Genomic DNA, 23,605 nt, shown 5'->3' with positions numbered 1-23,605 from the left:
CGAGCCGGGCGCGCTGTCGACAGGTCTTCGGACTTCGGATGTGCAAAAGCACACCGATCACACCGTTGCGGGACAGTTCCGGATTCACACCGGATTCCCCTGCGGCGACAGCGAGCATGAGCATACATGTGGGGGCTCCTTGCCGAAGCAGCCCCCACATCTTGTGTCGCGTGGTGAAGGTACCGGAAAGCGCGACGGGCCGCCGCGCCTCCCTCAGGGAAGGCGCGGCGGCCCGTGCACGAGTCCGGCCGGCGTGTCAGTGACCGCCCGGTGCGCCCACCGTCGCGGGCGGGAGCACCTTCTCGACGCCCGGGTCACCCGCGTCCGCCGTGTAGTCGGACGGTGAGGTCTCGTCGATTCCGGCCGGGGCCTTCAGCGCGTTGAGCACGAAGGTCAGCACGACCACGACCACGAGGTTGAGGACGAAGGCGGTGAGACCGATGTAACCGATCTCGCCGATGCCCGGGATCTCCTTCGAGGAGCCGCCGAAGTGCTTCTGGGTCGGGCTGGCCACACCGTACGCGGCGACCGTCCCGTACAGCATGCCGACCGCCCAGCCCGCGATCAGGGCCCAGCGGTGGAACCACCGGGTGAAGAGGCCGCCGACCAGCGCGGGCATCGTCTGGAGGATCCAGATCCCGCCGAGCAGCTGGAAGTTGATCGCGACCGTCTTGTCCATGGTGAGGACGAAGGCGAGCGCGCCGACCTTCACCAGGAGCGAGACCATCTTGGAGACCTTGGTCTCCTGCGCCGGGGTGGCGTCCGGTTTCAGGAAGTCCTTGTAGATGTTGCGGGTGAAGAGGTTCGCCGCGGCGATCGACATGATGGCCGCCGGGACCAGCGCGCCGATGCCGATCGCGGCGAAGGCGACGCCCGCGAACCAGCCGGGGAACATGTTCTCGAACAGCTGGGGGATGGCCAACTGCGGGTTGTCCACCGTGACCCCGGCCGCGATCGCCATGAAGCCGAGCAGCGCCAGCAGGCCCAGCATCAGCGAGTACAGCGGCAGGATCGTGGTGTTGCGGCGGATCACGTCACGGCTGCGACTGGAGAGCGTCGCCGTGATCGAGTGCGGATACATGAAGAGCGCGAGCGCTGAACCCAGCGCCAGGGTGGCGTAACCCCACTGACCCATATCGGTCGGGACGAGCGCGCCGCGCGGTTTTCCGGTGGCCTCGTTCGTCTGCGAGAACGCCTCGCTCGCCTTGGCGAAGATGTCGTCGAAGCCGCCCAGCTTGATCGGGATGTAGATGATCGCCACGGCGATCACCAGGTAGATCAGCCCGTCCTTGACGAACGCGATCAGCGCGGGCGCGCGCAGGCCCGAGGAGTAGGTGTACGCGGCGAGCACCGCGAACGCGATCAGCAGCGGCAGGTCCTTGACGAACCAGTGCGTGGTCTCCCCGCCGCCGACGCCCATCACGTCCAGCACGGCCTGGATACCGACGAGCTGGAGCGCGATGTACGGCATCGTGGCGAGGATGCCGGTGAGGGCGACCGCGAGCGAGAGCCCCTTCGAGCCGAAGCGGCCCCGGACGAAGTCCGAGGTGGTGACGTAGCCGTGCTTGTGCGACACCGACCACAGGCGCGGCAGGAAGGTGAAGATCAGCGGGTAGACGAGGATCGTGTAGGGGACGGCGAAGAAGCCGGCCGCGCCCGCCGCGTAGATCGCCGCGGGGACGGCGACGAAGGTGTACGCCGTGTAGAGGTCCCCGCCGAGCAGGAACCAGGTGACCCAGGTGCCGAACGACCGTCCACCCAGGCCCCATTCGTCCAGGCTGTTCTCGTTCTCGGCCTTCCGCCAGCGGGCGGCCATGAAGCCGATGACCGTGACGGCCACGAAGAAGAAGATGAATACGGCCAGTGCCACGCCGTTCACGCCGTCCTTCATGCTGACGCACCTCCCTTGCGGGCGCGCTGGTCACGCTGCCACAGCACGTACGCGACCATCGTCAGCGCGGTCGAGACGAAGACCCAGAGCATTTGGTACCAGTAGAAGAACGGGATTCCGATGAAGGTCGGATCGACCTTCGCGTACGAGTCCACCCACAGCATCGCCACGAACGGTGCGATGAGACACAGGGCGATAACCACCCGCACGGGTGTGATCGTTGGTCGTTTTCCGGTGTTGTCTTCGGGCATGTGGTGCTCCGTCCCCTCGCTCGTCACCTGGCGTAATGCGCACGCAATCTAGGCGAGCGGTCCGTCCAGCGTCATCCCCTGTCCGCATTGCGGTAGTGCAACGGTGACGTCTCGGCGATACCCGCGCCCGGTGGGACTCACGAGAGAAAGGACGGACTGGTTCACGCCAGCTGTCCGCGCCGGCGCAGCGAACGGCCCCCGTGGGGAAATGACTCCACGGAGGCCGTTCGTCGTGCGGTCCTGGCAGGCCGGGGCGGCAGGACTCAGTCCGTGGGCCGCTTCAGGCGGGCCACGAACTTGTAGCGGTCGCCGCGGTACACCGAGCGCACCCACTCCACCGGTTCGCCGTTCCCGTCGATCGAGTGACGGGACAGCATCAGCATCGGCAGACCGACGTCCGTACCCAGCAGCCCCGCCTCGCGCGGGGTGGCGAGCGAGGTCTCGATCGTCTCCTCGGCCTCGGCCAGCCGGACGTCGTACACCTCGGCGAGCGCGGTGTAGAGCGAGGTGTACTTCACCAGTGAACGGCGCAGCGCGGGAAAGCGTTTGGCCGAAAGGTGGGTGGTCTCGATCGCCATCGGCTCACCGCTGGCGAGGCGCAGCCGCTCGATCCGCAGCACCCGGCCGCCCGTGGTGATGTCGAGCAGGCCGGCGAGCGCGTCGTCGGCCGTGATGTATCCGATGTCCAGCAACTGGGATGTGGGTTCCAGTCCCTGGGCGCGCATGTCCTCGGTGTACGAGGTCAGCTGGAGCGCCTGGGAGACCTTCGGCTTGGCGACGAAGGTTCCCTTGCCCTGGATGCGCTCCAGCCGCCCCTCGACGACCAGTTCCTGGAGCGCCTGGCGCACCGTGGTGCGCGAGGTGTCGAACTCGGCGGCCAGGGTCCGTTCCGGCGGCACGGGGGTGCCGGGCGGAAGTGTCTCGGTCATGTCGAGCAGATGGCGCTTGAGCCGGTAGTACTTCGGTACGCGTGCCGTACGCGTACCCGCACCGGTCTCGTTCCCCGTACTGCCCCCGTCGGCATCCATGGCCCGCCTTCCCGACTGCTGCGTTGCTGCCGTCACCGGCTCCTCCGTCTATAGCGGCTCACATGGTGGCACGGTCCGGTCACGGGTCGTCGCCCTCCCCTAGGTGTCGGTCCGATAACGGACGCGAGTGCACTTCTTATACACCCTTGACACCCCTAAAGGTCTAGGCCAAGCTCCCGGTACTGGTCTAAACCATTAAAGACCAAGTCCCAGCCCCACAGGCAGTACTCGTCGTACGTTTCCGCGGTGGGCGGGGGTTGCTGGTATCCCTGAGGAGGGTGTGGCATGAAGCGCAAGCTCATAGCGGCGGTCGGCGTCGCGGCGATGATGTCCGGTATTGCGGCGTGTGGCGGGGACAGCGGCAACGCTTCGAAGGACCCGAAGGACCGCTCCGAAGAACTGACCGTCTGGCTGATGGTCGACGCGCAGAGCACCTGGCCGGAACTGGTCAAGGACGTCAACGCGCAGTTCAAGAAGAAGTACCCGAAGGTCAAGGTCAACGTCCAGTACCAGCAGTGGGCGGACAAGGCCAAGAAGCTCGACACCGCCCTCGGCGGCGACAAGTTCCCGGACGTCGTCGAACTCGGCAACACCGAGACGATGCAGTACATCCTGAACGGCGCACTCGCCGAGATCGACCCCAAGAAGTACGACAACTCGGATACCTGGATCAAGGGTCTGAAGGACACCTGCACCTTCGAGGGCAAGCAGTTCTGCGTGCCCTACTACGCCGGTGCGCGTGTGGCGATCTACAACAAGGACATGTTCAAGGCCGGCACGGGCAGCGACGCGCTCCCGCAGACCGAGGCCGAACTGCTCACCGCCCTCGACAAGGTCTCGGCCGAGTACACCAAGAAGGACAAGCGCTTCTCGTCCCTCTACCTGCCGGGCCGTTACTGGTACGCGGCCATGTCCTACGTCGCGGCGTACGGCGGCTCCATCGCCGAGTACGACGAGGGTGCGAAGGAGTGGAAGGGCAACCTCTCCTCCGCCGAGTCCCAGAAGGGCATCGAGCACTTCGTCAACCTGGTGAAGAAGTACAACAAGGCCGACATCACCAAGGACGAGCAGGACCACGCCAACGTCATGGCCAACGAGAAGACGGCCCTGATCTACGGCAACGGCTGGGAGGCCGGCTCCGTCACCGACGGTGCCAACAACGGCAACCCGAAGCTCGAGGGCAAGATCGCCCCGGCCGGTATGCCCGGCCCGGAGGGCAAGGCGCTCCCGTCCTTCATCGGTGGCTCGGACCTCGCCATCACCGCGAAGTCCGAGGTCACGGACCTCGGCCAGGAGTGGGTCTCGCTCTTCACCAGTGAGAAGTCGATGGAGGTGCTCGCCTCCAAGAACATCCTGCCCAACAACGAGAAGCAGCTCGAGCCGCTGAAGGCGAAGCCGGAGACGGCCGCTGTCGCCAACGCCGTGCCGGACGCCTGGTTCACGCCGATCGCGCCGGGCTGGACGTCCATCGAGAAGGACGAGGTCCTGGAGAACATGCTCCTGGCGATCCTCAAGGGCACCTCGGTGGCCGACGCGGCCAAGAAGGCCGACGACGAGATCAACGCGCTGATCAACAAGTAGCACCCCAGGGCCATCGGCTCTCCAGGCGGGGGCCCGGCACGCACCGGGCCCCCGCTTCCTTTCGCAGACGTATGCCGTGATCTCCGGGTGCAGCCCCCGGAATCCCGATGGAAGGTCAGCCACGTGACTGCCGCCGACACCAAGGCCGCCGGGCCGCCTCCGGTACCCGTACCACGTGGTCCGGAAGTAACCGGGCCGTCGTCCCCCGCGAAGGACGCCAAGCCGCGCGCCAGGAGGCAGCGGAAGAAAGGTGAACTCCTTCCGTACCTCCTGATCCTGCCGGCGATCCTCGCGATCGCCGCGGTGTACGTCTATCCGCTGATCAAGACCGTGATCATGTCTTTCCAGGACATGGGCCGGGCAGCCCTGTGGGGCAACGGCGAGACGCCGTGGGTCGGCTTCGAGCAGTTCACCAACATCCTGGGGGACCCCGAGTTCTGGCAGGTCACCGGCCGCACGGTCGTCTTCATGACGATCTGCGTGGTGCTGACCATGGGCATCGGGCTGCTGATCGCGCTGATGATGCTGCGCCTGTCCACCTGGGTCCGGCTCGTCCTCACCGTCGCGCTCATCGCCGCCTGGTCGATGCCGCTCATGGTCGCCGCCTCGGTCTTCCGCTGGCTGGCCGACTCCGACTACGGCCTGATCAACACGCTCCTCGCCGACCTCACGGGCAACGAGGACTGGCTCGGCCACAACTGGTTCCTCGACCCGTGGCAGGGCTTCGGCATCATCACGCTGCTGGTGGTCTGGGGCGCCGTCCCGTTCGTCGTGATCACGATGTACGCGGCCCTCACCCAGGTCCCCAAGGAACTGGAGGAGGCGGCCTCCCTCGACGGAGCCTCCGCGTTCGGTGTCTACCGCTTCGTCACCTGGCCGGTCATCAAGCCCGTCTTCACCATGGTCGCCACCCTGTCGGTCATCTGGGACTTCAACGTCTTCGGCCAGATCTGGCTGCTGCGGGGCAACAAGCCCGAGCCGGAGTACGAGACCCTCGGCCTCTACTCCTTCTCCAAGGCGTTCGAGTCCACCTCCTTCAGCCAGGGCAGCGCGATCGCCTTGATCACCGTCCTGATGCTCTCCGGTGTCGCCGTGTACTACCTGCGCCAGCTGATCAAGACGGGAGAGGTCGAATGAGCACCTCCACTCGAATGAGCACGTCCACTCGAACGAGCACCTCCACCGCCACGGACACTCCCGCCCAGGTGCTGCGGCCCGACCGCAAGAGGAACCGCCTCGGCTACAACATCGTGGCCCTGGTCACCGCGGCGCTCATGGCCTTCCCGGTCTACTGGCTGATCATCAGTTCGCTGCGCCCCAACCACGAGATCCGGTCCTACGACCAGACGCTCTGGCCCTCCTCGCTCACCTTCGACAACTTCGCGCGCGCGGTGGAGCAGGACAACTTCGGCACCGCGATCCGGTCGAGCCTGATCGTCTCGGTCACCGCGGTGGTCGGCGGTATGATCATCGCGACACTGGCGGCACTCGCCATCGGACGCTTCCGCTTCTTCGGGCGGAAGGCGCTGATGATGGTGATGATCCTCGTCCAGATGCTGCCGCCGACCGCGATGCTGATCCCGATCTACCTCCAGCTCAACGCCATGGGCGGCATCGACGAGTACTGGGGACTCATCGTCGTCTACCTGGTGTCCACGCTGCCCTTCGCGACCATCATGATCCGCGGCTTCGTGATCAACATCCCGGTGGAGCTGGAGGAGTCCGCGATGGTGGACGGCTGCACCCGCATGGGAGCCTTCCGCCGCGTCATCTTCCCGCTGCTCGCCCCCGGACTCGCCGCCGCGTCGATCTTCGCGCTGGTCAACGCCTGGAACGAGTACCTCTTCGCGTACATCCTGATCAACGACAACTCCAAGTACACGCTCAACGTGTGGCTGATGACCTTCACCACGGAGCGCGGTACGGACTACGGGGCCCTGATGGCCGCCTCCACACTCATCTCCATTCCGGTCGTCATCTTCTTCATGATCATCCAGGGCAAGATGGCCACGGGTCTCACCTCGGGCGCCGTGAAGGGATAAGGCCCATGACCACCCTCGTAACCACCACCGACACCCTCACGCGCGACGCGCTCGCCGTGCTCCAGCCCGGATTCACGGGCACGACCGCCCCTGACTGGCTGCTGCGCAGGGTCGGCGAGGGCCTCGCCTCCGTCGGACTGTTCGGACGCAACATCGAGTCGCCCGCGCAACTGGCCGCGCTCACGGCCCAGCTGAGGGCCGAGCGCGAGGACGTCCTCGTCGCGATCGACGAGGAGGGCGGTGACGTCACCCGGCTGGAGGTCCGCCACGGATCCTCGTTCCCGGGCAACTTCGCCCTCGGCTCGGTCGACGACGTGTCCCTCACCCGGGCCGTCGCCCAGGAGCTCGGCCGCCGGCTCGCGGATTGCGGCGTCAACCTCAACTGGGCGCCGTCCGCGGACGTCAACTCCAACCCGGCCAACCCGGTCATCGGCGTACGCTCCTTCGGCGCCGACCCCCGGCTCGTGGCCCGGCACACCGCCGCGTACGTCGAGGGGCTCCAGGCCGCGGGCGTCGCCGCCTGTACGAAGCACTTCCCCGGACACGGCGACACGGCGGTCGACTCGCACCACGCGCTGCCGAGGATCGATGTGTCCCTGGGCACCCTGTACGCGCGTGAGCTGGTGCCTTTCCGCGCGGCCGTCGCCGCGGGTTCCAAATCGGTGATGAGCGCGCACATCCTGCTTCCCGCACTCGACCCGCACCGCCCTGCGACGCTGAGCCCGCAGATCCTGACCGGTCTGCTGCGCGAGGAACTGGGCTACGACGGCCTCATCGTCACCGACGGCATGGAGATGCAGGCCATCTCCGCGACGTACGGGATCGAGCGCGGCGCCGTCCTGGCGATCGCCGCGGGCGCCGACGCGATCTGTGTCGGCGGCGGGCTGGTCGACGAGGGCACCGTGCTGCGGCTGCGCGACGCCCTGGTGTCCGCGGTACGCGGCGGAGACCTGTCCGAGGAGCGGTTGGCCGACGCCGCCGCCCGGGTACGGGCTCTCGCGTCCTGGACGCGGGAAGCCAGGGGGGCTGTCTCGGAGCCGGGCGCGGCAGTGCAGGAGGGGACCGCGCCCGGCACCGGAGTCAGCAACGACATCGGCCTCGCCGCGGCCCGCCGCGCGGTACGCGTCACGGGCACCGGTGCGCGGCTGACGGGGCCGGCGTACGTCGCCGCGTTCACCCCGGTCGCGAACATCGCGGTCGGCGACGAGACGCCGTGGGGCGTCGCGGCCGAACTGTCCCGGCTCCTGCCCGGCACCGGCACCGGCACGTACAGCGGCGAGAGCGCGGCTCCGGCCGCCGACACGTTGCGGGCGGCGGGGGAGCGGCGCATCGTCGCGGTCGTCCGCGACGTCCACCGGCACGCATGGATGGCAGAAGCACTCGATGCCCTGCTGGCGGCGCGTCCCGACACGGTCGTGGTCGAGATGGGCCTCCCACAGGCGGAACCGCGGGGCGCCCTGTACGTCGCCACGCACGGGGCGGCCCGCGTGTGCGGTGTGGCCGCGGCAGAAGCCCTCACCTCCGCCGCCACCTGACCCGCGCGCCTCCCCCCCCGCCTCACCCCACCTCACCCTCAGCCCCGCCCGACCGCCAAGGCCGGCCGGGGCTGAGCCCATGGGTGAAGCCCGTCCGGCGCTTGAGGACGACGACGGTGCGCCGCGGGCGGGACACGGACGGCGCCGGAGGCGGGACGCGGACGAGGGCCGGCGCACCCGACGGTGTCCCGGCCCTCGTACGGATGCCGACTAGATTCCCTGCCACGCCGGCTTCGCCGCGTACGTGGCCCGGAAGTAGTCCCCCAGCTTCAGCTTGGACGCGGCCGCCTCGTCGACGACCACCGTCGCGTGCGGATGCAGTTGCAGTGCCGACGCCGGCACGATCGAGGCGACCGGCCCCTCCACCGTCTGTGCCACCGCCTCCGCCTTGCCCTCGCCCGTGGCGAGCAGGATCGGGTGCCGGGACTCCAGGATCGTTCCGATGCCCTGCGTGATCACGTGGTGCGGCACCTGGGCGATGTCGTTGTCGAAGAACCGCGCGTTGTCGACCCGCGTCTGCTTGGTCAGCGTCTTGATCCGCGTACGGGACGCGAGTGAGGAGCACGGCTCGTTGAAGCCGATGTGCCCGTCCGTGCCGATCCCGAGCAGTTGGAGGTCCACCCCGCCGGCCTCGGCCAGCGCCTTGTCGTACGCCTCGCACGCCGCCTGGACGTCCTCGGCGGAGCCGTCGGGTCCCATGAAGGACGCCTCGGACAGCCCCAGCGGCTCCACGACCTCGCGCAGCACGACCGAGCGGTACGACTCGGGGTGGCCGGGCGGCAGCCCGACGTACTCGTCCAGCTGGCAGATGCGGGCACGCGACGCGTCAACGGACCCGGCACGGACCTTGGCGGCCAGCGCCTGATAGATGGGCAGCGGGGTCGATCCGGTGGCCACGCCGAGCAGAGCGTCGGGCTTGCGGAGCAGCAGGGCTCCGATGGCCTCCGCGATGAGCTCGCCGCCTGCCGCGGCGTCCGGGACGATGACAACTTCCACGCTGTGCCTGCCGATCTGAAGGTGGAGCCATGTGGTATAGACCAATCAAGGTGTCAATCTAGCAGAACCGGGCAGCCCGGAGGGGAACCGTTCGCACACCGGTCCGCCCGTTCGCCCCGCTGGCGGCCGACCGCTCCACCTGGTCGACTTGTCCCGAGTCGAGCCTCGCGGGCCCCGGGCAGGCGCTGCCCGCCACCAAGACGTACACCGCCTCCCTGCTGGCGCTCTATCTCTTCGTGGACGGTCTCGCCGGCGGGGACGGCCCGGCCGCAGCCGAGTCCCTGCCCGCTCTGGCCGAGGAGATCCTGGCCCGCAGAGGCGAGGTCAAGTCCCTCGCCTCGCGATACCGCTTCGCGGAGCGGATGGTCATCACCTCGCGCGGCTACGGCTACCCCACCGCCAAGGAAGCCGCGCTGAAGCTGATGGAGACGAGCTACATCCCCGCTCTCTCCTGCTCCGGCGCCGATCTGCCGCACGGCCCGCTCGCCATGGTCGACAACATCTCCCCGGTGATCGCGGTGGTCACCGACGGCCGCGGCGGCGACGCCCTCCAGCCGGTCCTGGACCGGCTGCGGGGCCGCGGCGCCGACCTCTTCGTGGTCGGCCCGAAGGCCCAGGTGGAGGCCGCTTCGGCGGGCTTCGCGCTGCCGACGGCGGGAGTGCCGGAGGAACTGCAGCCGATCCTGGAGATCCTGCCGCTCCAGATGCCGGCCTACGAGGTGACGATCGCCCGCGGTCAGGACCCGGACGCTCCCCGCGCCCTGGCCAAGGTCACCGAGACCCACTGACCTCAGGGTCCGGGCGCCCCGGAAACACCCGCGGGCCGCGGCGCCAGGACGGGACCCTCGGCCCGAACGGCACCGCAGCCCGAAGCTGCGCGGCCGGTGGTGTGCGGTTCCTCCGGCCGAGAGAGGCACCGGCGCAGTCAGGGCAGAGAGCGCCGGGTGCCTCGATCCGTTCTCCTGTGCGGGGAGAACGGAGGTCTTTCCTGTGCATTGTGGACTAGACCAATCGGCTCTGTCCATCCGTGCGCACAGCAATTCCGGCGGATCTTCCCGCCCTCCCCTCTCACGGGGCCGCGGGCCGATCGGTTCGGAACCATTCAGTATCCACGGGTACCCTCGCACACGTGCCCTCCATGAACGACCTCGTCCGCCAGCACACAGCCCTGAGCGATACCGACCTCGAGTGGCTCCACCTGCTGGTCTCGGAGTGGCAACTGCTCTCCGACCTCTCCTTCGCCGACCTCGTCCTGTGGGTACCCACCCGCGACGGGACCCGGTACGTCTCCGTCGCGCAGATGCGTCCCAACACCGGCCCCACCTCCTACCAGGACGACATGGTCGGCCATCTGGTGCCGCGCGGCCGGCGTCCTCTGCTGGACGCCGCGCTCGACGAGGGCCGGATCGTGCGCGAGGGGGACCCGGAGTGGCGCGAGGAGGTGCCGGTACGGGTCGAGTCCATCCCCGTACGCCGTGAGGGCCGTGTCCTCGGGGTGATCGCCCGCAACACGAACCTCCTCACCGTCCGCACGCCCTCCAGGCTGGAGCTCACCTACCTCCAGTCCGCGTCCGACCTGGCTCAGATGATCGCCGCCGGGTCCTTCCCGTTCCCCGGCCAGCAGGTCGACATGGACGCGTCGCCACGCGTCGGTGACGGGCTGATCAGGCTCGACGCCGACGGGATCGTCCAGTACGCCAGCCCCAACGGCCTCTCCGCGTACCACCGCCTCGGCCTCGCCTCCGACCTCGTCGGCCACCACCTCGGCACCACCACGGCCGAGCTCGCCCCCTCCCGGGGGCCGGTGGACGAGGCGCTGGTCAAGGTGGCCAGCGGTTACGCGCCCCGCGAGTTCGAGGTCGAGTGCGCCAGCGGTGTGATTCAGCTCAGAGCCATCCCGCTCAAGCCCAAGGGGGTCCGCATCGGTTCGCTGGTCCTCCTGCGGGACGTCACCGAACTGCGCCGACGCGAACGTGAGTTGATCACCAAGGACGCCACCATCCGGGAAATTCACCACCGGGTGAAGAACAACCTCCAGACGGTGGCCGCCCTGTTGCGCCTGCAGGCCCGCCGGATGGATTCCGAGCAGGGCCGCGAGGCGCTCAACGAGGCGGTACGGCGCGTGGGTTCGATCGCGATCGTGCACGAGACGCTGTCTCAGAACCTGGACGAGCGGGTGGAGTTCGACCAGATCGCGGACCGCGTCATCGCGATGGTCTCGGAGATCTCGCCGGGCAAGGTCACCTGCCGCCGAACCGGCCGCTTCGGAATCCTCGACGCGGAAGTGGCCACTCCACTCTCGATGGTGCTCACCGAGGTGCTGCAGAACGCCCTGGAGCACGCGTTCACCGTGGCCGAGCGCGGCACGGTGGAGGTCTCGGCGGTACGGGGCGGGGCTCCGTCCGACGCGCGGCTCCTGATCACCGTGTCGGACGATGGACGCGGACTGCCTGAGGGCTTCGACCCGAAGCGCGCCGGAAATCTCGGCCTGCAGATCGTGCGCACCCTGGTGGAGGGCGAGTTGGGCGGCGGCTTCGACATGGTCCCGGGTCCGGAGCAGGGCACCCAGGTGATCCTGGACATTCCCGTGGGTTCGGGGAAGTAGCCGAGCGCCGGCCGCGACAGCGGGGCACAACAGGGTGCGGACGGCACAGCAGAGGGCCCGGACCGTGGTGACGGTCCGGGCCCTCTGTCTGGCACGTACGTTGCGATGCGCTACGGGGTACTGCGCGCTGCGACTCGAAGGCGGGGCTGTGCGTACGCTCTGTACGCGCCGCCGGGCTGAGGCTCGTAGCGGGGGGCGTCGGTCAGGCGCTGGCGTTACGCGCCCGGTTGCGAGCGGCGCGGCGCTTCATTGCGCGGCGCTCGTCCTCGCTGAGGCCACCCCAGACGCCGGAGTCCTGACCGGACTCGAGCGCCCACTGCAGGCACTGCTCCATGACGGGGCAGCGACGGCAGACGGCCTTGGCTTCCTCGATCTGCAGCAGCGCAGGACCGGTGTTGCCGATGGGGAAGAACAGCTCCGGGTCTTCCTCACGACAAACGGCGTTGTGACGCCAGTCCATGGCTGCTACCTCTCCTTGGTATTTCAAACTTGTTGCTTGTGAATGTGAACGCTTTCACGAATCCCCCCGCAGACACAGGGCCGACTCCCAGATGAACTGGTTGTGGTCTTGTCAGTGAGGAGGGGTTCTGGCTTTCAGTGGAGGCCGGTGTTGCGGGCCGTCCCGATCGCCATGTAGAGATTCGCAAACCTCGGCGGCGGATACAACCCCTTGTGGAAAGTTTTTTTTGATTCCTCGGTGTCGGCTAGGTCACAGCCGTACTTCCATGGGGTGGGGGCCAGCCCAAACGTTCGAGTCAAAGGACTTTGGGCCCTTCCACTCACACAATCACACGCAGTGCACGGCGTACGCCTGTGAACGTCACGCTCGTACGCAGTCCCAGGTGGTCGCCGTCCATCTGGAAGGGCAGTGGGGCCTTTGAATGCAAGGTGAAGTCGGTCAGGTCGTGACGCGAAACGGCGTGCTTGCCGTGGGGGCCCTTTTCCGGGCTCGAAGTGAGCAGCTGGGTCGCGTAGCGGGCGACCGCGGGGGTCGAAAGACGCTTCAGTCCGAGGACGTCCAGGGCCGTGTCGAAAGACGCCTTCGGAGAGGCGTACATCGGACGATTCCCCAGGTAGGTCCAGGGGGCGGTGTTGCAGATTATGGACAGCGCGAGGTCCGTGACGGGGTCCTGGCCGGGCACGTCCAGCGTGATGAGACCGTGCCGCCGGTGAGGCTCCTCGACGAACTGGCGGACCACCTGGCGCACGTACAGCGCATGAGTCGAACGTTTGCCGCGTTCGCGCTGCTGTTCGACCCGGCCGATGACGCCCGCGTCGAATCCGAGACCGGCACAGAAAGTGAACCAGCGCGCCGGGACGGACTCGTCCTCCGTACCCGGTGTGCCGGCCGCGAGGCCCAGGCCGACCGTGCGCTCGCTGCGCCGGTCCAGGGCGTCCAGGATGGCGCCGGTGGCCTCCACGGCGTCGTTGGGCAGTCCCAGGGCGCGCGCGAAGACATTCGTGGAGCCGCCGGGGACCACGGCCAGCTTCGGCAGACTGCCCACATCGGGCCCCTTGTGCAGCAGCCCGTTCACGACCTCGTTGACCGTGCCGTCGCCCCCGAGGGCGACCACCAGATCGATGTCGTCGGAGTCCGCGGCCCGTCGGCCCAGGTCCCGGGCGTGCCCGCGGTACTCCGTGCTCACTGCTTCGATCTTCATCTCGCTCGCCAGAGCGTGAATCAGCACGTCACGGGTCCGCGCACTGGTGGTGGTGGCAGCTGGATTGACCACAAGGAGTGCGCGCATGGCAGCCAGACTACCTACCCCAAGGTACCGGCCAGAATTACCGCACTCCTGGGGTCACGCTGGGTGACGGGCGGTGAACGGCGGCGGCGCCCGGGCACCCCGGCTTCACTTTCGCCGGGGGAGGATGCCAACCTGCACAGCGTGAGCATTCAGGAGAACACGCCCTCTTCCTCGCCGTCGGCCGCAGAGGAGAAGCCGGGCAGGATCGCCGCCGTGGCCGGACTCAACGCCCTCGAAGGTGCGGCACTGGTCGTCGGCGGGATCTACATGGTGGTCATGGGCCTGCTGGGCCGGCCCGACAGCCCCGAGCAGGCGGAGATGGGTGGACTCACCCTCATCGCGCTTGGCCTGATCCCGCTGTTCGCCGCGCGCGGACTGCTGCTGCGGCGCGGCTGGAGCCGGGGGCCCGCGCTCGTCACCCAGCTGATGGCGCTGCCGGTCGCCTGGACGCTGCTGCGCTCCCAGGGCGCGCTCATCCCCGCCGGCATGGCGCTGGCGGCCGTCGCCGTGACGGCGCTCGTCCTGCTGCTGAACCCGGCGACCACACGGGCGCTGGGCATCCGGGGACCGCGTACGACCCCCGGGGCCTGAGCCCGGCCGCCCGGGAACGGCTTCCAGGGCCCGGGCGGCCGGGCCCTGCACTACTCCTCGACGAGTAGGCGCTCACGCAGTTGTGCGAGCGTGCGGGCCAGCAGTCGTGAGACGTGCATCTGGGAGATGCCGACCTCCTGTGCGATCTGCGACTGGGTCATGTTCCCGAAGAAGCGCAGCAGCAGAATGCGCTTCTCCCGCGGCGGCAGGTCCTCCAGCAGCGGCTTCAGCGACTCGCGGTACTCGACGCCCTCCAGCGCCTCGTCCTCCGAGCCCAGCGTGTCCGCGACCGCGGGGGACTCGTCGTCCGTGTCCGGGACGTCCAGCGACAGAGTGCTGTAGGCATTGGCCGATTCAAGGCCCTCCAGCACCTCTTCCTCGGAGATGCCCAGCCGCTCGGCCAGCTCGTGGACCGTCGGGGAACGGCCGTGCTGCTGGGAGAGCTCGGCGGTGGCCGTGGTCAGCGAGAGCCGCAGCTCCTGGAGGCGCCGGGGCACCCGTACGGCCCAGCCCTTGTCACGGAAGTGGCGCTTGATCTCCCCGACCACCGTCGGGGTCGCGTACGTCGAGAACTCCACACCGCGGTCCGGGTCGAACCGGTCCACCGACTTGATCAGGCCGATGGTGGCGACCTGGGTCAGGTCGTCCAGCGGCTCGCCGCGGTTGCGGAACCGCCGGGCCAGGTGCTCCACGAGCGGCAGGTGCATCCGCACCAGCCGGTTGCGCAGTTCCGCCTTCTGGGGCGAGCCGTCGGGCAGCTCCCGCAGCTCGATGAAGAGTGCCCGCGCCGCACTGCGGTCGCGTGGATCGTGATGCCCGTGCTCGCTCATCTGGACCGTCCGCTCTGCCTGCGACTGCTCCACCGCGGCCGTACGGCCTTGCGTCCCGTTCGCCCCGTCCACCGGATGCGGCCGGGCCTGTTGCTCCGGGATGCCTGTTGCGGGCACCACCCCGGGGCGGATCGTCTCGTCCCGCACAGGTCCGTCCCCGTTCCTGTCGCTCACGCCGGCCCGGGTCCCGCGCCGCGCTGTTTGTAGAGGCTGATGGTGACCGTACGGTCGTCCGCGACCGTCGAGTCGACCTTTCCGGCCAGTGCCGAGAGCACCGTCCAGGCGAAGGTGTCGCGCTCCGGTGCGCGACCGTCCGTCGTCGGGGCCGACACCGTCACTTCGAGCGAGTCGTCGATGAGCCGGAACACGCAGCTGAGGACGGAGCCCGGCACGGCCTGCTGAAGCAGGATCGCGCAGGCCTCGTCGACGGCGATGCGAAGATCCTCGATCTCGTCGAGAGTGAAGTCCAAACGCGCTGCGAGACCGGCCGTGGCCGTTCGCAGCACCGACAGGTAGGCACCCGCAGCGGGCAGCCGGACTTCCACGAAGTCCTGATTCCCGGGCTCGCCTGCGATCTGGGACACCCTCACCTCCAAGGTGGCACAAACTCTTTCGAGGCTCCGGGAGGGTGCCCCGGAGCCATGCGGTCGATCGTCGGTTCTTGGTGCGGCGACGCTATCGCGATCCATGATGCCGTGTCGCCAGGACCCCACCCGATGGTCGTCACTCATGGTAAGCCCATGGGTACGCACAGTGGCTAGGGGTTTGCGGCGGCCAATTACGAAGAACCGGCGCCGGTTTGACGTACCCAGACGTCAGACGATCGAACCGTCCGCGAAGCACCAACGCCAGCTCTCGCCCGTCTCGAAGCTCCGCATGACCGGATGACCGGAGTCCTCGAAGTGGGCCGTCGCGTGCCGCAGGGGGGAGGAATCACAGCATCCGACGTGCCCGCAGACGAGGCAGAGACGCAGTTGCACGGGGTGGCTCCCGACCGCGCGGCACTCCGTACAGGTCTCACTGAGCGGGGCGGGCTCGGGGCGCGGCAGTTCCGGAAGGTGCGGGCACTCACTCATGATGTGCAGGTTACGACGGATGTGAGGACCGTGAGATGGACGCATTGCCGCTGGTGGCACTGGTCGCGGCCAGCGCCGCGGTGGCAGGGGCCGCGCGCCGCACCCCGGTGCCCGCACCGCTGCTGCTGGTTGTCGTGGGGCTGCTGGCGTCGTACGTGCCGGGCATGCCGACGTACACCCTGGACGCGCACATCGTGCTCCCGCTCCTTCTGCCGCCGCTGCTCTACACGGCGGCGGTGGACAGCTCGTACCTCGATCTGCGGGCCAATGTCCGGCCGATCGCCCTGTTGTCGGTCGGCTACGTGCTCTTCGCGACCCTTGCCGTCGGGTGGCTGGCCTATCGGCTGGTTCCCGGTCTGCCGTTGACCGCGGCCCTGGTGCTCGGCGCGGTGATCGCTCCGCCGGACGCCGTCACCGCCGCGACGATCGCGCGCCGTGTGGGGCTGCCCGCCCGGGTGACCACGATCCTCCAGGGCGAGTCCCTGGTGAACGACGCCACCGCGATCACCGCCTTCAAGGTCGCCCTGGCCGCGGCCGTCGGCGAGGGAGTCGGCTGGGCCGCCGGGATCGGCGAGTTCCTGCTGGCCGCGGTGGGCGGCGTGAGCGTCGGTCTGCTTCTGATGGTGCCGCTGCACTGGCTCCGCACGCATCTGAAGGAGCCCCTGCTCCAGAACACCCTCTCCCTGCTGATCCCCTTCGTGGCGTACGCGGCTGCGGAACGGGTGCATGCCTCCGGAGTGATCGCGGTGGTCGTCGTCGCGCTGTACCTGGGCCACCGTTCCTGGCAGGTGGACTTCGCGACACGTCTTCAGGAGGCGGCGGTCTGGAAGATGGTCGCGTTCGTCCTGGAGTCCGTCGTCTTCGCGCTCATCGGCCTGCAGCTGTCCTTCGTACTGAAGGGCCTCGGAACGTACAGCGTGGGTGAGGCGCTCCGGTACGCGTTCGTCGTGTTCGTCGCCGTCGTCGTCGTGCGGTTCGTCTGGGTCTACCCGGCGACCTATCTGCCGCGATGGCTGTCCAAGGGCATCAGGGAGTGGGAACCCGGGACGAGCTGGACGGCGCCGCTGATCGTCGGCTGGGCGGGGATGCGGGGCGTCGTCTCGCTCGCCATCGCCTTCTCCGTCCCGCTGACCATGGACGACGGCGAGGCCTTCCCGGCCCGCAACCTGGTGCTGTTCCTGACCTTCACGACCGTCATCGGCACCCTGGTGATCCAGGGGCTCACCCTGCCGCTCCTGGTGCGCGTACTGAAGCTCCCGGGGCGTGACCTGCGCGCGGAGACGCTGGCCGAGGCGCAGGCCCAGAGCCAGGCCTCCAGAGCCGCCGAGGCCCGCCTGGACGAACTGCTCGCCGACCGGGGCAACAGCCTGCCCGGACCGCTCGCCGACCGGCTGCGGTCGGTCCTGGAACGCCGCCGCAACGCCGTCTGGGAGCGGCTCGGCGCGGCGAACCCGGTCACCGGGGAGTCCGCGGACGAAACCTACCGGCGGCTCGCCCGCGAAATGATCGAGGCCGAGCGCGAGGTCTTCGTCCGGCTGAGGGACGAGCGGCGCATCGACGACGAGATGATGCGCACGCTGCTGCGCCGGCTCGACCTGGAGGAGGCGGCGGCCTACCGGGAAACGGACGACGCGTAGGGCGGACATCGGCCGGGACCGTCACAGCGGCACGGAAGGCTCGGCCTCGTAGGCCCTGTGCAGGTGTTCCAGGAGGAGCGGGGCGTCCGGCAGGCGGACCGAGCCGATGCGGCGTACAGGGATACCGGGGGTCCAGGAGTTCATCACGACGGCTCCGGACAGTGCGGCCAGGCCGTCCAGGGAGACCTCCTGCGTGCGCTGGGGGACACCGAGGTCGCCAAGACGGCGTCGGACGATGCTCATCGTCGTGCCCGCCAGCATGTCGGCGGCGGGCCACACCACGCTGTGGCCGTCCCAGAACGCCAGGTTCCAGATCGTGGCCTCGCTCAGCCTGCCCCGCCGGTCCACGAAGGCGGCATCGTCGAATCCCTGCCCGACTGCCTGGCGCAGGAGGTAGGTCTTCGCCACCTCGCCGACGTGCTTCACGGCCGGGAGGTCCCGTTCGTGCTCGACCGCGGCCAGGGACAGCGGGCCCGCCGGGCCGGTCGCCGCCGGTCCCGTACGGACCAGCAGTTCGGGCTCCACGTCGGTTCCGGCCGCGGTGAACTCCCCGGCGGGGGAGTAGACCGTGGCCGTCAGCGAGAGATCGGCCGGACCGGCCCGCAAGGCCGTCCGGAGGTGGGTGAGGACCCGGTCCTCGGGCAGGGCCCGCCCGAACATCTCCACCGAGGCGGACCGCAGCCGCTCCAGGTGGAGATCGAGGCCCCGGACCCGGCCGTCCCGGACCTGCAGTGCGGTGAAGTGCGCGTAGCCCGCGAAGGCGAGGGGCGCGAGTTCCCCGGCGGTGGCTTCCTGACCATTGCGTTGAACGACGAAGGGCATCCGTATCACTCCGGCATCGGTCGGTATCGGGCGTCATCGGTCGGGCTCCGGTGCGGAATGCCCGCCCAGTGAGGCGACGTTAGGCCTTGACATCGGTGGGAAGGTCAAGCGGCGAAGGCCGGACACGAGGACGGGGCGTCATGCTGATCGGGGAGCTGTCCAGGCGTACCGGGGTCAAGGCGCGGTTGCTGCGGTACTACGAGGCGCAGGGCCTCCTGGACGCCGGGCGTGAGCCGAACGGCTACCGGGACTACGACGAGGACGCGGTCGTCACCGTGTGGCGTGTGCGCGCCCTGCTGGACGCGGGTCTGTCCACCGGCGTGATCCGTTCGGTGCTGCCGTGCGTCCGGGGCGAGGCACAGGAGCTGCCGGAGTTCGACTGGTGCGCCGACCTGCGGGGCATCCTTCAGGGTGAGGTGACGGCCATGGACGAGCACATCGAGAACCTCCGGCGTACCCGCGGCACGCTCACCGGCTATCTGGCGCACTCGCCCGAGGGTCCCCCCCTTCCGGGAAGGGCGTACCCGTGACGACGGCCGCCAGGCGGGTCCCCGGGGCGAAAGCGCCCTCTTCGGCGAGCGTGGTCAGCGCGTACAGCAGCTTGGCCACGTAGAGCCGCTCGACGCGCAGTCCGTGCCGGTCCTCGAAGTCGTCGGCGAAGGCGTGCAGCTCCGGGGGCGTACGGGCGTAACCGCCGAAGTGGAAACGCTCGTCCAGCGACCACTGTCCTGCCGGGCCGCCGAACGCCTCCTCCTGCAACTCCCGTACGGCGGCGGCCAGGAAGCCGCCGCGGAGGACCGGGATGCCCAGCGCGCGCTGCCCGGGCCCGAGACCGGCGGCGAGGCCGGCGAGGGTCCCGCCGGTCCCGCAGGCGACCGCCGCCACGTCGGCCACGCCGAGCAGTTCGCGCCCGAGCGCTGTGCAGCCCTGTGCGGCCGGTGCGTTGCTGCCGCCCTCCGGGATGACGCTGCACTCCCCGAAGAGGCTCAGCAGCCCGCCCAGGACCTCAGGATCGGTCTTCGAGCGGTACGTGGCACGGTCCACGAAATGCAGACTCATCCCGTCGGCCGCGCATCGCGCGAGCGAGGGGTTGAGCGGCCGGTGCGCGAGCTCGTCGCCGCGCACGACGCCGACGGTGCGGAAGCCGAGCAGCCGTCCGGCGGCGGCCGTGGCGCGCAGATGGTTGGAGTACGCGCCCCCGAAGGTCAGTACGGTACGACCCTCGGCGGAGGCCAGGTTCAAGGAGAGCTTCCGCCACTTGTTGCCCGGAGGGTACAGCTCCACTGGTCCAAGCGCAGCCGTATCCCAGTCCATCGTGGTGTGGATGAGATCGTCCCGCTTCAGCAGCAGTCGAACGCCCCGGCTGGCGAATCGGGCGTCATGGGCTTCCTCCAGAGGGGAGGGCGGCCGGGGCTGGAGTGCAAGGGCGAGATCTACGGTCACCTTGCCATTGTGGCTGTGACCTCCTGCCGCGCCGCTATGGCGTCTGAGGTACGCCCCGGTCCCACAGTTCCTCGGCGTGCTCCGCGAACCTGTCGAACATCCCGCTGTCACCCTGGCGGCGCAGATGCAGGAGTGGCGAGTCGTGGCCGACGAGCCGGGCCAGGTGGGGCGTCACGAGTGCGTCATGGTCGAACCGGAACACGGACAGGGACACGTGATTCACGGCATCCTCGGAGCTGCTGAAGCGCGTCTCAAGGCCGTCCAGAGGGCCGAGGCGCTCCAGGTGCTCCAGGCTGATCCGGATGCGCGTGCCTACGCTCAGAGCCACGTCCTCGATGGCCTCACGCTGCCGGGTCACCTCTCCCTCGGGATCACCCAGCAGGAAGCGCACCCGGCATCCTGACGCGATCTTCCGGCGCAGAGTGTCGACGAACGCCGGTTGCTCCAGCCACACGAAGTAGTTCGTGTATCCGGCCAGGAAGATGTCAGCGTCGGCACCCTTGATCAGTTCGCCCCACACGGTCGACGGGCAGGCGGACCGGTAGGGGTAGGCGTGGACCAATTCGCGGTCATGGCCGGTCTTCACCCGCTCCTGAACAGCCTTGGGCCAGATCATTTCTTCATCCACCTTCAGCGCCCTGCACGCGTCGACACGGTTCCTTGCATGAGGTACGAGCTCGGCGTCGGCCAGCCACCGTTCCACCGTCTTGGGTGCCACGCCGATGCGCGCAGCAAGCTTCCGGGGCGTGAGCTTGGCGTCTTCCATAGCTGATCGTAGAGCGGTGTTCAAGACTTCCCCCTGCGACATTTGGGCGTTCTTGAACCGTAGCGCTCAACGGTCCAACTGTCGCTGGTCCACGGAGAGATACGTCCACCGGGGGCATGGAGCATCACGTTCATGACGACCCCAAGGGCGACGATGGACGGGCCCGTGCATCTCGCGTTAGCCCCGGAACCCCCGAAACCGGTGGAGCGCTGTGACGTGTGCAAGGCATTGGACACGCAGCGTCAGGAAGCCAGGGACCGGGGTGACTATTCGGCAGCGACGGACGCGAGTGTGGAGATCCGGAACCACCCGCACAGGACCAGGGGGCGCCGATGATCACACAAGGGGCGATGGGCGTGGAGATGCAGCAATGGCGCGACGGCCGTAAGGCGGCAGGAGACGCGACCGAGGCGCTCAGGGAAGCTCTGATGGCGCTCGGCGTCCCAGCCGAACGGATCAGCCACCTGCGGCCGGTAGTGGCCTACTCGGGGAGGCCATACGTCCACCTCGGGTCGCTGCCCGCAGATCAGGTGGAGCGCATGGCTGAAGCGCTGAGGCGTAACGATCTGTCGCAGCCCGAGCAGCCTGTGAAGCGCTTGGGACGCTGCTCGGGGACCGTAGCGTGGTGGGGACGGAGGGCCGTGAAGGCCATCGGTCCAACTTTTCTCTACTTGTTCAAGGTCGCGCCCGCGGCGCGCCGGGCGGCCGGTCCGCCCCGGTCGGGCATGCGGCCTGGCGGCCGGTCCCACCCGGGCGACCGCCACCCGGCCGCAGGGCTTCCCAAGCCGTAGGGATGTCGACGGAGCGCCATCGGTCCAACTTCCCTTCACTTGGTTCTATATGGCGCGCCGCTCTCTCACGGGCCACGTGGCTGGGGGCGGACGGCACCGCGAGGCTTTAGGCAGCCACCAGGGGGCGAGCCTCGAAGGACTGGGGGCCGGTCGGGCCATCTGCGGGCAGGCAATGTGCCAGCCCGACTCGCAGCGGGAGCGTACGGCCCCCAGTCCTCTCGCCCTCTGGCAGCTCCCGCCCAAAGCCTCGCGGAGCCGGCCGCGTGCCTAAGCTGCCCGCTCCAGTACCTCGGGCAAATACCGGGTCACACCGTCCAGGCGGCGCATGTCGACCTTGAGCGGCTGAGGCTTTTCCCCCACCCAGTGGAAGCAGCAGCGGGCGTAGAGCTGGTACCAGGAGCACCGCTTGCCCGGCCCGTCAGGGGGCAGCAGCCGCACGGAGTGCAGCACCACACGCAGCAGCGACCGGGCTTGCGTCAAGTCTGCCTCCTGCCAGGCCGCGTTGAGGAGATCGCAGTCGCGCAAGATCATCAGATCGGTCGCCGTTCCGATCTCCGTCAACTCGTTCTGCAACGAGCTGATCTGTCCCGCGATGGCGTCACGCATCTGCTCGTACCGGTGCTGTCCCTTCGGGTCCTGAAAGCGACCCTGTACGTAGAAGGCATCGTCCAATGCGTCCAACCGGGACTGGGCATTGTCCAGCGCGAGTGTGAGCTCGGTGCGCCGTGTATCGGCTTCCGGATCTTTGTAGGACAGCCAGCGGCGCGCCAGTTCCTGGAACAGATCATGTGTGTCCGTGAACGAAGTCACTCGGCTCATGAACGCTGCCGAGAGAACGCTGTCAATGTCCTCCACCGACACCGTCATTCCTTGGCACGCCGACTTGCCCATGTTGACTCGCATGTAACACCGGTACTGAGGCCCGCCCTTGGTCATGCCGCCTCCGCACCGACCGCACTTGAGGAGCCCCGACAGCAGCGACTGGGCAGCGGGCTTGCCGCGCCGACCTGTCGCCAGCCCCTCGGAGGTACGGGAGCGCAGCCCGGCCAGAATGCGCGCACGCTCGCCCACCGTGATCACGCCCATCCCGACACGGACGGGGCCCCCTCCGGACCGATCAACGGCTCATCCGTCGCCCGCCAGCGTTCGCGTCCGCTCTCGTCCGTGTAGCGATCGTGCACCGGCATCAGCCCGGCCCACGCGGGGGAGTGCGCAAGCTGAGTGATCGTCGATGACCGCCACCTGCCCCCGCGCCGGGTGGTCAGACCGTCCGCGTTGAGTTCATCGGCGATCGTCCCGGCTGCCTTGTCCGCGAGCAGTCCATCGGCGATCCGGCGAGAGGCGGCGTACTCCTTGGGATGGTGCTCCGTGGATGTCTTGCCCTTGCGCACGCGCAGTCCGTACGGAGGCTGCCCGCCCGGCCAGGCGCCCGTGAACTTCCTCTCCGCCTTGGTCCGGCGCGTACGAGTCGATGTGTTGTACGACTCCGAGCGGGCCTGCTCGGCCAGCCACGCAAAGAGCCCTCGATGCTGAGGGATGCTGCTGTCCAGGCCGTCCATGTGGGCGAGCAGACGTGCGCCCTTGGAGTCGAACTGATCAAGAACTTGGCCGACCTGCCCCATGCCGCGACGGCTCAGACGGTCGAGTTTCCAGACCAGTAGGTGGCGTACTTCCCCGGCCAGCACTGCCGAGATGGCGCTGTCGAACTCCTCGCGCTTGACCCCCACCTTGAAGGCAGAAAGCTCCTCTTTCCAGACCTTGCGGACCGTCAGGCCCTCTCGTGCTGCGCGCTCCCGAAGATCACGTTCATGTGCGTTCAGAGTCGTCTTGTCGTCCTGCAACGTGCTGCGACGAAGAAACAGATCACACAGCTTGGCAGGATCTGTGACCGTGCCCATACGACCACCTTCAATCCAGGTGGGCCGAGCTGTCCACGGAATATGCGCCCAGGTCAGCCCGACGTACACCAGTC

Annotated in this window: 22 protein-coding genes, 1 pseudogene and 1 riboswitch; of the genes and pseudogenes, 9 read left to right on the top strand and 14 right to left on the bottom strand. The window is 68.6% G+C overall.

Annotated features, from left to right (window positions below):
- Nucleotide 1: 1 nt before the first annotated feature.
- Nucleotides 2-124, bottom strand: a riboswitch (cobalamin riboswitch).
- Between the two features lie 132 nt (nt 125-256).
- The 3 genes from mctP to F0344_RS10795 all read right to left on the bottom strand — a co-directional run bounded on the left by mctP (nt 257) and on the right by F0344_RS10795 (nt 3,170).
- On the bottom strand, nt 257-1,891 hold the full coding sequence (mctP, locus tag F0344_RS10805; RefSeq protein WP_185298574.1) for a monocarboxylate uptake permease MctP: 1,635 nt from the start codon (nt 1,889-1,891) through the stop codon (nt 257-259).
- On the bottom strand, nt 1,888-2,142 hold the full coding sequence (locus tag F0344_RS10800; protein ID WP_185298573.1) for a DUF3311 domain-containing protein: 255 nt from the start codon (nt 2,140-2,142) through the stop codon (nt 1,888-1,890). The genes mctP and F0344_RS10800 overlap by 4 nt, the downstream gene beginning before the upstream one ends.
- A 263-nt stretch (nt 2,143-2,405) precedes the next feature.
- Nucleotides 2,406-3,170 (bottom strand): GntR family transcriptional regulator, encoded by a 765-nt coding sequence (locus tag F0344_RS10795; protein WP_185302618.1) that lies wholly within the window; start codon nt 3,168-3,170, stop codon nt 2,406-2,408.
- Between the two features lie 285 nt (nt 3,171-3,455).
- Here F0344_RS10795 and F0344_RS10790 point away from each other — a divergent pair, with 285 nt between their 5' ends.
- The 4 genes from F0344_RS10790 to F0344_RS10775 all read left to right on the top strand — a co-directional run bounded on the left by F0344_RS10790 (nt 3,456) and on the right by F0344_RS10775 (nt 8,328).
- On the top strand, nt 3,456-4,751 hold the full coding sequence (locus tag F0344_RS10790) for a sugar ABC transporter substrate-binding protein (protein WP_185298572.1): 1,296 nt from the start codon (nt 3,456-3,458) through the stop codon (nt 4,749-4,751).
- A gap of 123 nt (nt 4,752-4,874) precedes the next feature.
- Nucleotides 4,875-5,888, top strand: a complete 1,014-nt coding sequence (locus tag F0344_RS10785; RefSeq protein ID WP_185298571.1) for a carbohydrate ABC transporter permease — start codon at nt 4,875-4,877, stop codon at nt 5,886-5,888.
- 14 nt (nt 5,889-5,902) lie between these two features.
- Nucleotides 5,903-6,793, top strand: coding sequence for a carbohydrate ABC transporter permease (locus F0344_RS10780; RefSeq protein ID WP_185298570.1), 891 nt, complete (start codon nt 5,903-5,905; stop codon nt 6,791-6,793).
- Between the two features lie 5 nt (nt 6,794-6,798).
- Nucleotides 6,799-8,328, top strand: a complete 1,530-nt coding sequence (locus F0344_RS10775; RefSeq protein WP_185298569.1) for a glycoside hydrolase family 3 protein — start codon at nt 6,799-6,801, stop codon at nt 8,326-8,328.
- Nucleotides 8,329-8,538: 210 nt separating this feature from the next.
- On the opposite strand, the gene nagB is transcribed toward F0344_RS10775, so the two are convergent.
- Complete coding sequence (gene nagB / locus F0344_RS10770; RefSeq protein ID WP_185298568.1) at nt 8,539-9,324, bottom strand: glucosamine-6-phosphate deaminase; 786 nt, start codon at nt 9,322-9,324, stop codon at nt 8,539-8,541.
- A 164-nt stretch (nt 9,325-9,488) separates the two neighbouring features.
- On the opposite strand from nagB, the pseudogene F0344_RS10765 reads away from it, so the two are divergent.
- Together F0344_RS10765 and F0344_RS10760 are read left to right on the top strand one after the other, a co-directional pair.
- Nucleotides 9,489-10,112: pseudogene (locus F0344_RS10765) on the top strand (SIS domain-containing protein); the annotation flags it as partial.
- Between the two features lie 350 nt (nt 10,113-10,462).
- On the top strand, nt 10,463-11,929 hold the full coding sequence (locus F0344_RS10760; RefSeq protein ID WP_185302617.1) for a sensor histidine kinase: 1,467 nt from the start codon (nt 10,463-10,465) through the stop codon (nt 11,927-11,929).
- A gap of 202 nt (nt 11,930-12,131) precedes the next feature.
- Here F0344_RS10760 and F0344_RS10755 read toward each other — a convergent pair whose 3' ends face one another.
- On the bottom strand, nt 12,132-12,389 hold the full coding sequence (locus tag F0344_RS10755; RefSeq protein WP_003953983.1) for a WhiB family transcriptional regulator: 258 nt from the start codon (nt 12,387-12,389) through the stop codon (nt 12,132-12,134).
- A 319-nt stretch (nt 12,390-12,708) separates the two neighbouring features.
- Nucleotides 12,709-13,677 (bottom strand): diacylglycerol/lipid kinase family protein, encoded by a 969-nt coding sequence (locus tag F0344_RS10750; RefSeq protein WP_185298567.1) that lies wholly within the window; start codon nt 13,675-13,677, stop codon nt 12,709-12,711.
- Between the two features lie 213 nt (nt 13,678-13,890).
- Between F0344_RS10750 and F0344_RS10745 the strand changes: the two genes are divergently transcribed.
- On the top strand, nt 13,891-14,268 hold the full coding sequence (locus tag F0344_RS10745) for a hypothetical protein (protein WP_374940149.1): 378 nt from the start codon (nt 13,891-13,893) through the stop codon (nt 14,266-14,268).
- A gap of 50 nt (nt 14,269-14,318) precedes the next feature.
- Here the strand turns inward: F0344_RS10745 and F0344_RS10740 are convergent, their stop codons facing one another.
- From F0344_RS10740 to F0344_RS10730, 3 genes are all read right to left on the bottom strand, one after another.
- Nucleotides 14,319-15,245, bottom strand: a complete 927-nt coding sequence (locus F0344_RS10740; RefSeq protein ID WP_185302616.1) for an RNA polymerase sigma factor SigF — start codon at nt 15,243-15,245, stop codon at nt 14,319-14,321.
- A 23-nt stretch (nt 15,246-15,268) separates the two neighbouring features.
- Entirely contained in the window at nt 15,269-15,682 is a 414-nt protein-coding gene (locus tag F0344_RS10735) for an anti-sigma regulatory factor (RefSeq protein ID WP_173315837.1), read from the bottom strand.
- A 231-nt stretch (nt 15,683-15,913) separates the two neighbouring features.
- Nucleotides 15,914-16,174: a UBP-type zinc finger domain-containing protein gene (locus F0344_RS10730; RefSeq protein ID WP_185298565.1), complete on the bottom strand. Its 261-nt coding sequence runs from the start codon at nt 16,172-16,174 to the stop codon at nt 15,914-15,916.
- 35 nt (nt 16,175-16,209) lie between these two features.
- Here F0344_RS10730 and F0344_RS10725 point away from each other — a divergent pair, with 35 nt between their 5' ends.
- Entirely contained in the window at nt 16,210-17,811 is a 1,602-nt protein-coding gene (locus F0344_RS10725) for a Na+/H+ antiporter (protein WP_185298564.1), read from the top strand.
- A 21-nt stretch (nt 17,812-17,832) separates the two neighbouring features.
- On the opposite strand, the gene F0344_RS10720 is transcribed toward F0344_RS10725, so the two are convergent.
- On the bottom strand, nt 17,833-18,633 hold the full coding sequence (locus F0344_RS10720; RefSeq protein ID WP_185298563.1) for an aminotransferase class IV family protein: 801 nt from the start codon (nt 18,631-18,633) through the stop codon (nt 17,833-17,835).
- 140 nt (nt 18,634-18,773) lie between these two features.
- On the opposite strand from F0344_RS10720, the gene F0344_RS10715 reads away from it, so the two are divergent.
- Entirely contained in the window at nt 18,774-19,163 is a 390-nt protein-coding gene (locus tag F0344_RS10715; RefSeq protein WP_185298562.1) for a MerR family transcriptional regulator, read from the top strand.
- Here F0344_RS10715 and F0344_RS10710 read toward each other — a convergent pair.
- The 4 genes from F0344_RS10710 to F0344_RS10695 all read right to left on the bottom strand — a co-directional run bounded on the left by F0344_RS10710 (nt 19,102) and on the right by F0344_RS10695 (nt 23,600).
- Nucleotides 19,102-20,076: a 1-aminocyclopropane-1-carboxylate deaminase/D-cysteine desulfhydrase gene (locus tag F0344_RS10710; RefSeq protein ID WP_185298561.1), complete on the bottom strand. Its 975-nt coding sequence runs from the start codon at nt 20,074-20,076 to the stop codon at nt 19,102-19,104. The two genes, F0344_RS10715 and F0344_RS10710, sit on opposite strands and share 62 nt — an antisense overlap.
- Nucleotides 20,077-20,110: 34 nt before the next feature.
- On the bottom strand, nt 20,111-20,842 hold the full coding sequence (locus tag F0344_RS10705; protein WP_185298560.1) for an XRE family transcriptional regulator: 732 nt from the start codon (nt 20,840-20,842) through the stop codon (nt 20,111-20,113).
- 1,058 nt (nt 20,843-21,900) lie between these two features.
- On the bottom strand, nt 21,901-22,719 hold the full coding sequence (locus tag F0344_RS10700; RefSeq protein WP_185298559.1) for a zinc ribbon domain-containing protein: 819 nt from the start codon (nt 22,717-22,719) through the stop codon (nt 21,901-21,903).
- Nucleotides 22,710-23,600: a recombinase family protein gene (locus F0344_RS10695; RefSeq protein ID WP_185298558.1), complete on the bottom strand. Its 891-nt coding sequence runs from the start codon at nt 23,598-23,600 to the stop codon at nt 22,710-22,712. Before F0344_RS10695 ends, F0344_RS10700 begins: the two co-directional genes overlap by 10 nt.
- Between the last annotated feature and the right edge of the window lie 5 nt (nt 23,601-23,605).

This window comes from Streptomyces finlayi (genome assembly GCF_014216315.1).
Classification (GTDB): Bacteria; Actinomycetota; Actinomycetes; order Streptomycetales; family Streptomycetaceae; genus Streptomyces; species Streptomyces finlayi_A.
Note: the sequence above shows the minus strand (reverse complement) of the source record. Positions and strands in the feature narration are given on the sequence as shown.

Coding starts and splice junctions, on each gene's coding strand:
- F0344_RS10700 (WP_185298559.1), bottom strand. CDS start 22,719: ATGGGCGTGATCACGGTGGGCGAGCGTGCGCGCATTCTGGCCGGGCTG.
- F0344_RS10725 (WP_185298564.1), top strand. CDS start 16,210: ATGGACGCATTGCCGCTGGTGGCACTGGTCGCGGCCAGCGCCGCGGTG.
- F0344_RS10780 (WP_185298570.1), top strand. CDS start 5,903: ATGAGCACGTCCACTCGAACGAGCACCTCCACCGCCACGGACACTCCC.
- F0344_RS10800 (WP_185298573.1), bottom strand. CDS start 2,142: ATGCCCGAAGACAACACCGGAAAACGACCAACGATCACACCCGTGCGG.
- F0344_RS10760 (WP_185302617.1), top strand. CDS start 10,463: ATGAACGACCTCGTCCGCCAGCACACAGCCCTGAGCGATACCGACCTC.
- F0344_RS10715 (WP_185298562.1), top strand. CDS start 18,774: ATGCTGATCGGGGAGCTGTCCAGGCGTACCGGGGTCAAGGCGCGGTTG.
- F0344_RS10775 (WP_185298569.1), top strand. CDS start 6,799: ATGACCACCCTCGTAACCACCACCGACACCCTCACGCGCGACGCGCTC.
- F0344_RS10705 (WP_185298560.1), bottom strand. CDS start 20,842: ATGGAAGACGCCAAGCTCACGCCCCGGAAGCTTGCTGCGCGCATCGGC.
- F0344_RS10720 (WP_185298563.1), bottom strand. CDS start 18,633: ATGCCCTTCGTCGTTCAACGCAATGGTCAGGAAGCCACCGCCGGGGAA.
- F0344_RS10755 (WP_003953983.1), bottom strand. CDS start 12,389: ATGGACTGGCGTCACAACGCCGTTTGTCGTGAGGAAGACCCGGAGCTG.
- F0344_RS10750 (WP_185298567.1), bottom strand. CDS start 13,677: ATGCGCGCACTCCTTGTGGTCAATCCAGCTGCCACCACCACCAGTGCG.
- F0344_RS10730 (WP_185298565.1), bottom strand. CDS start 16,174: ATGAGTGAGTGCCCGCACCTTCCGGAACTGCCGCGCCCCGAGCCCGCC.
- F0344_RS10790 (WP_185298572.1), top strand. CDS start 3,456: ATGAAGCGCAAGCTCATAGCGGCGGTCGGCGTCGCGGCGATGATGTCC.
- mctP (WP_185298574.1), bottom strand. CDS start 1,891: ATGAAGGACGGCGTGAACGGCGTGGCACTGGCCGTATTCATCTTCTTC.
- F0344_RS10795 (WP_185302618.1), bottom strand. CDS start 3,170: ATGGATGCCGACGGGGGCAGTACGGGGAACGAGACCGGTGCGGGTACG.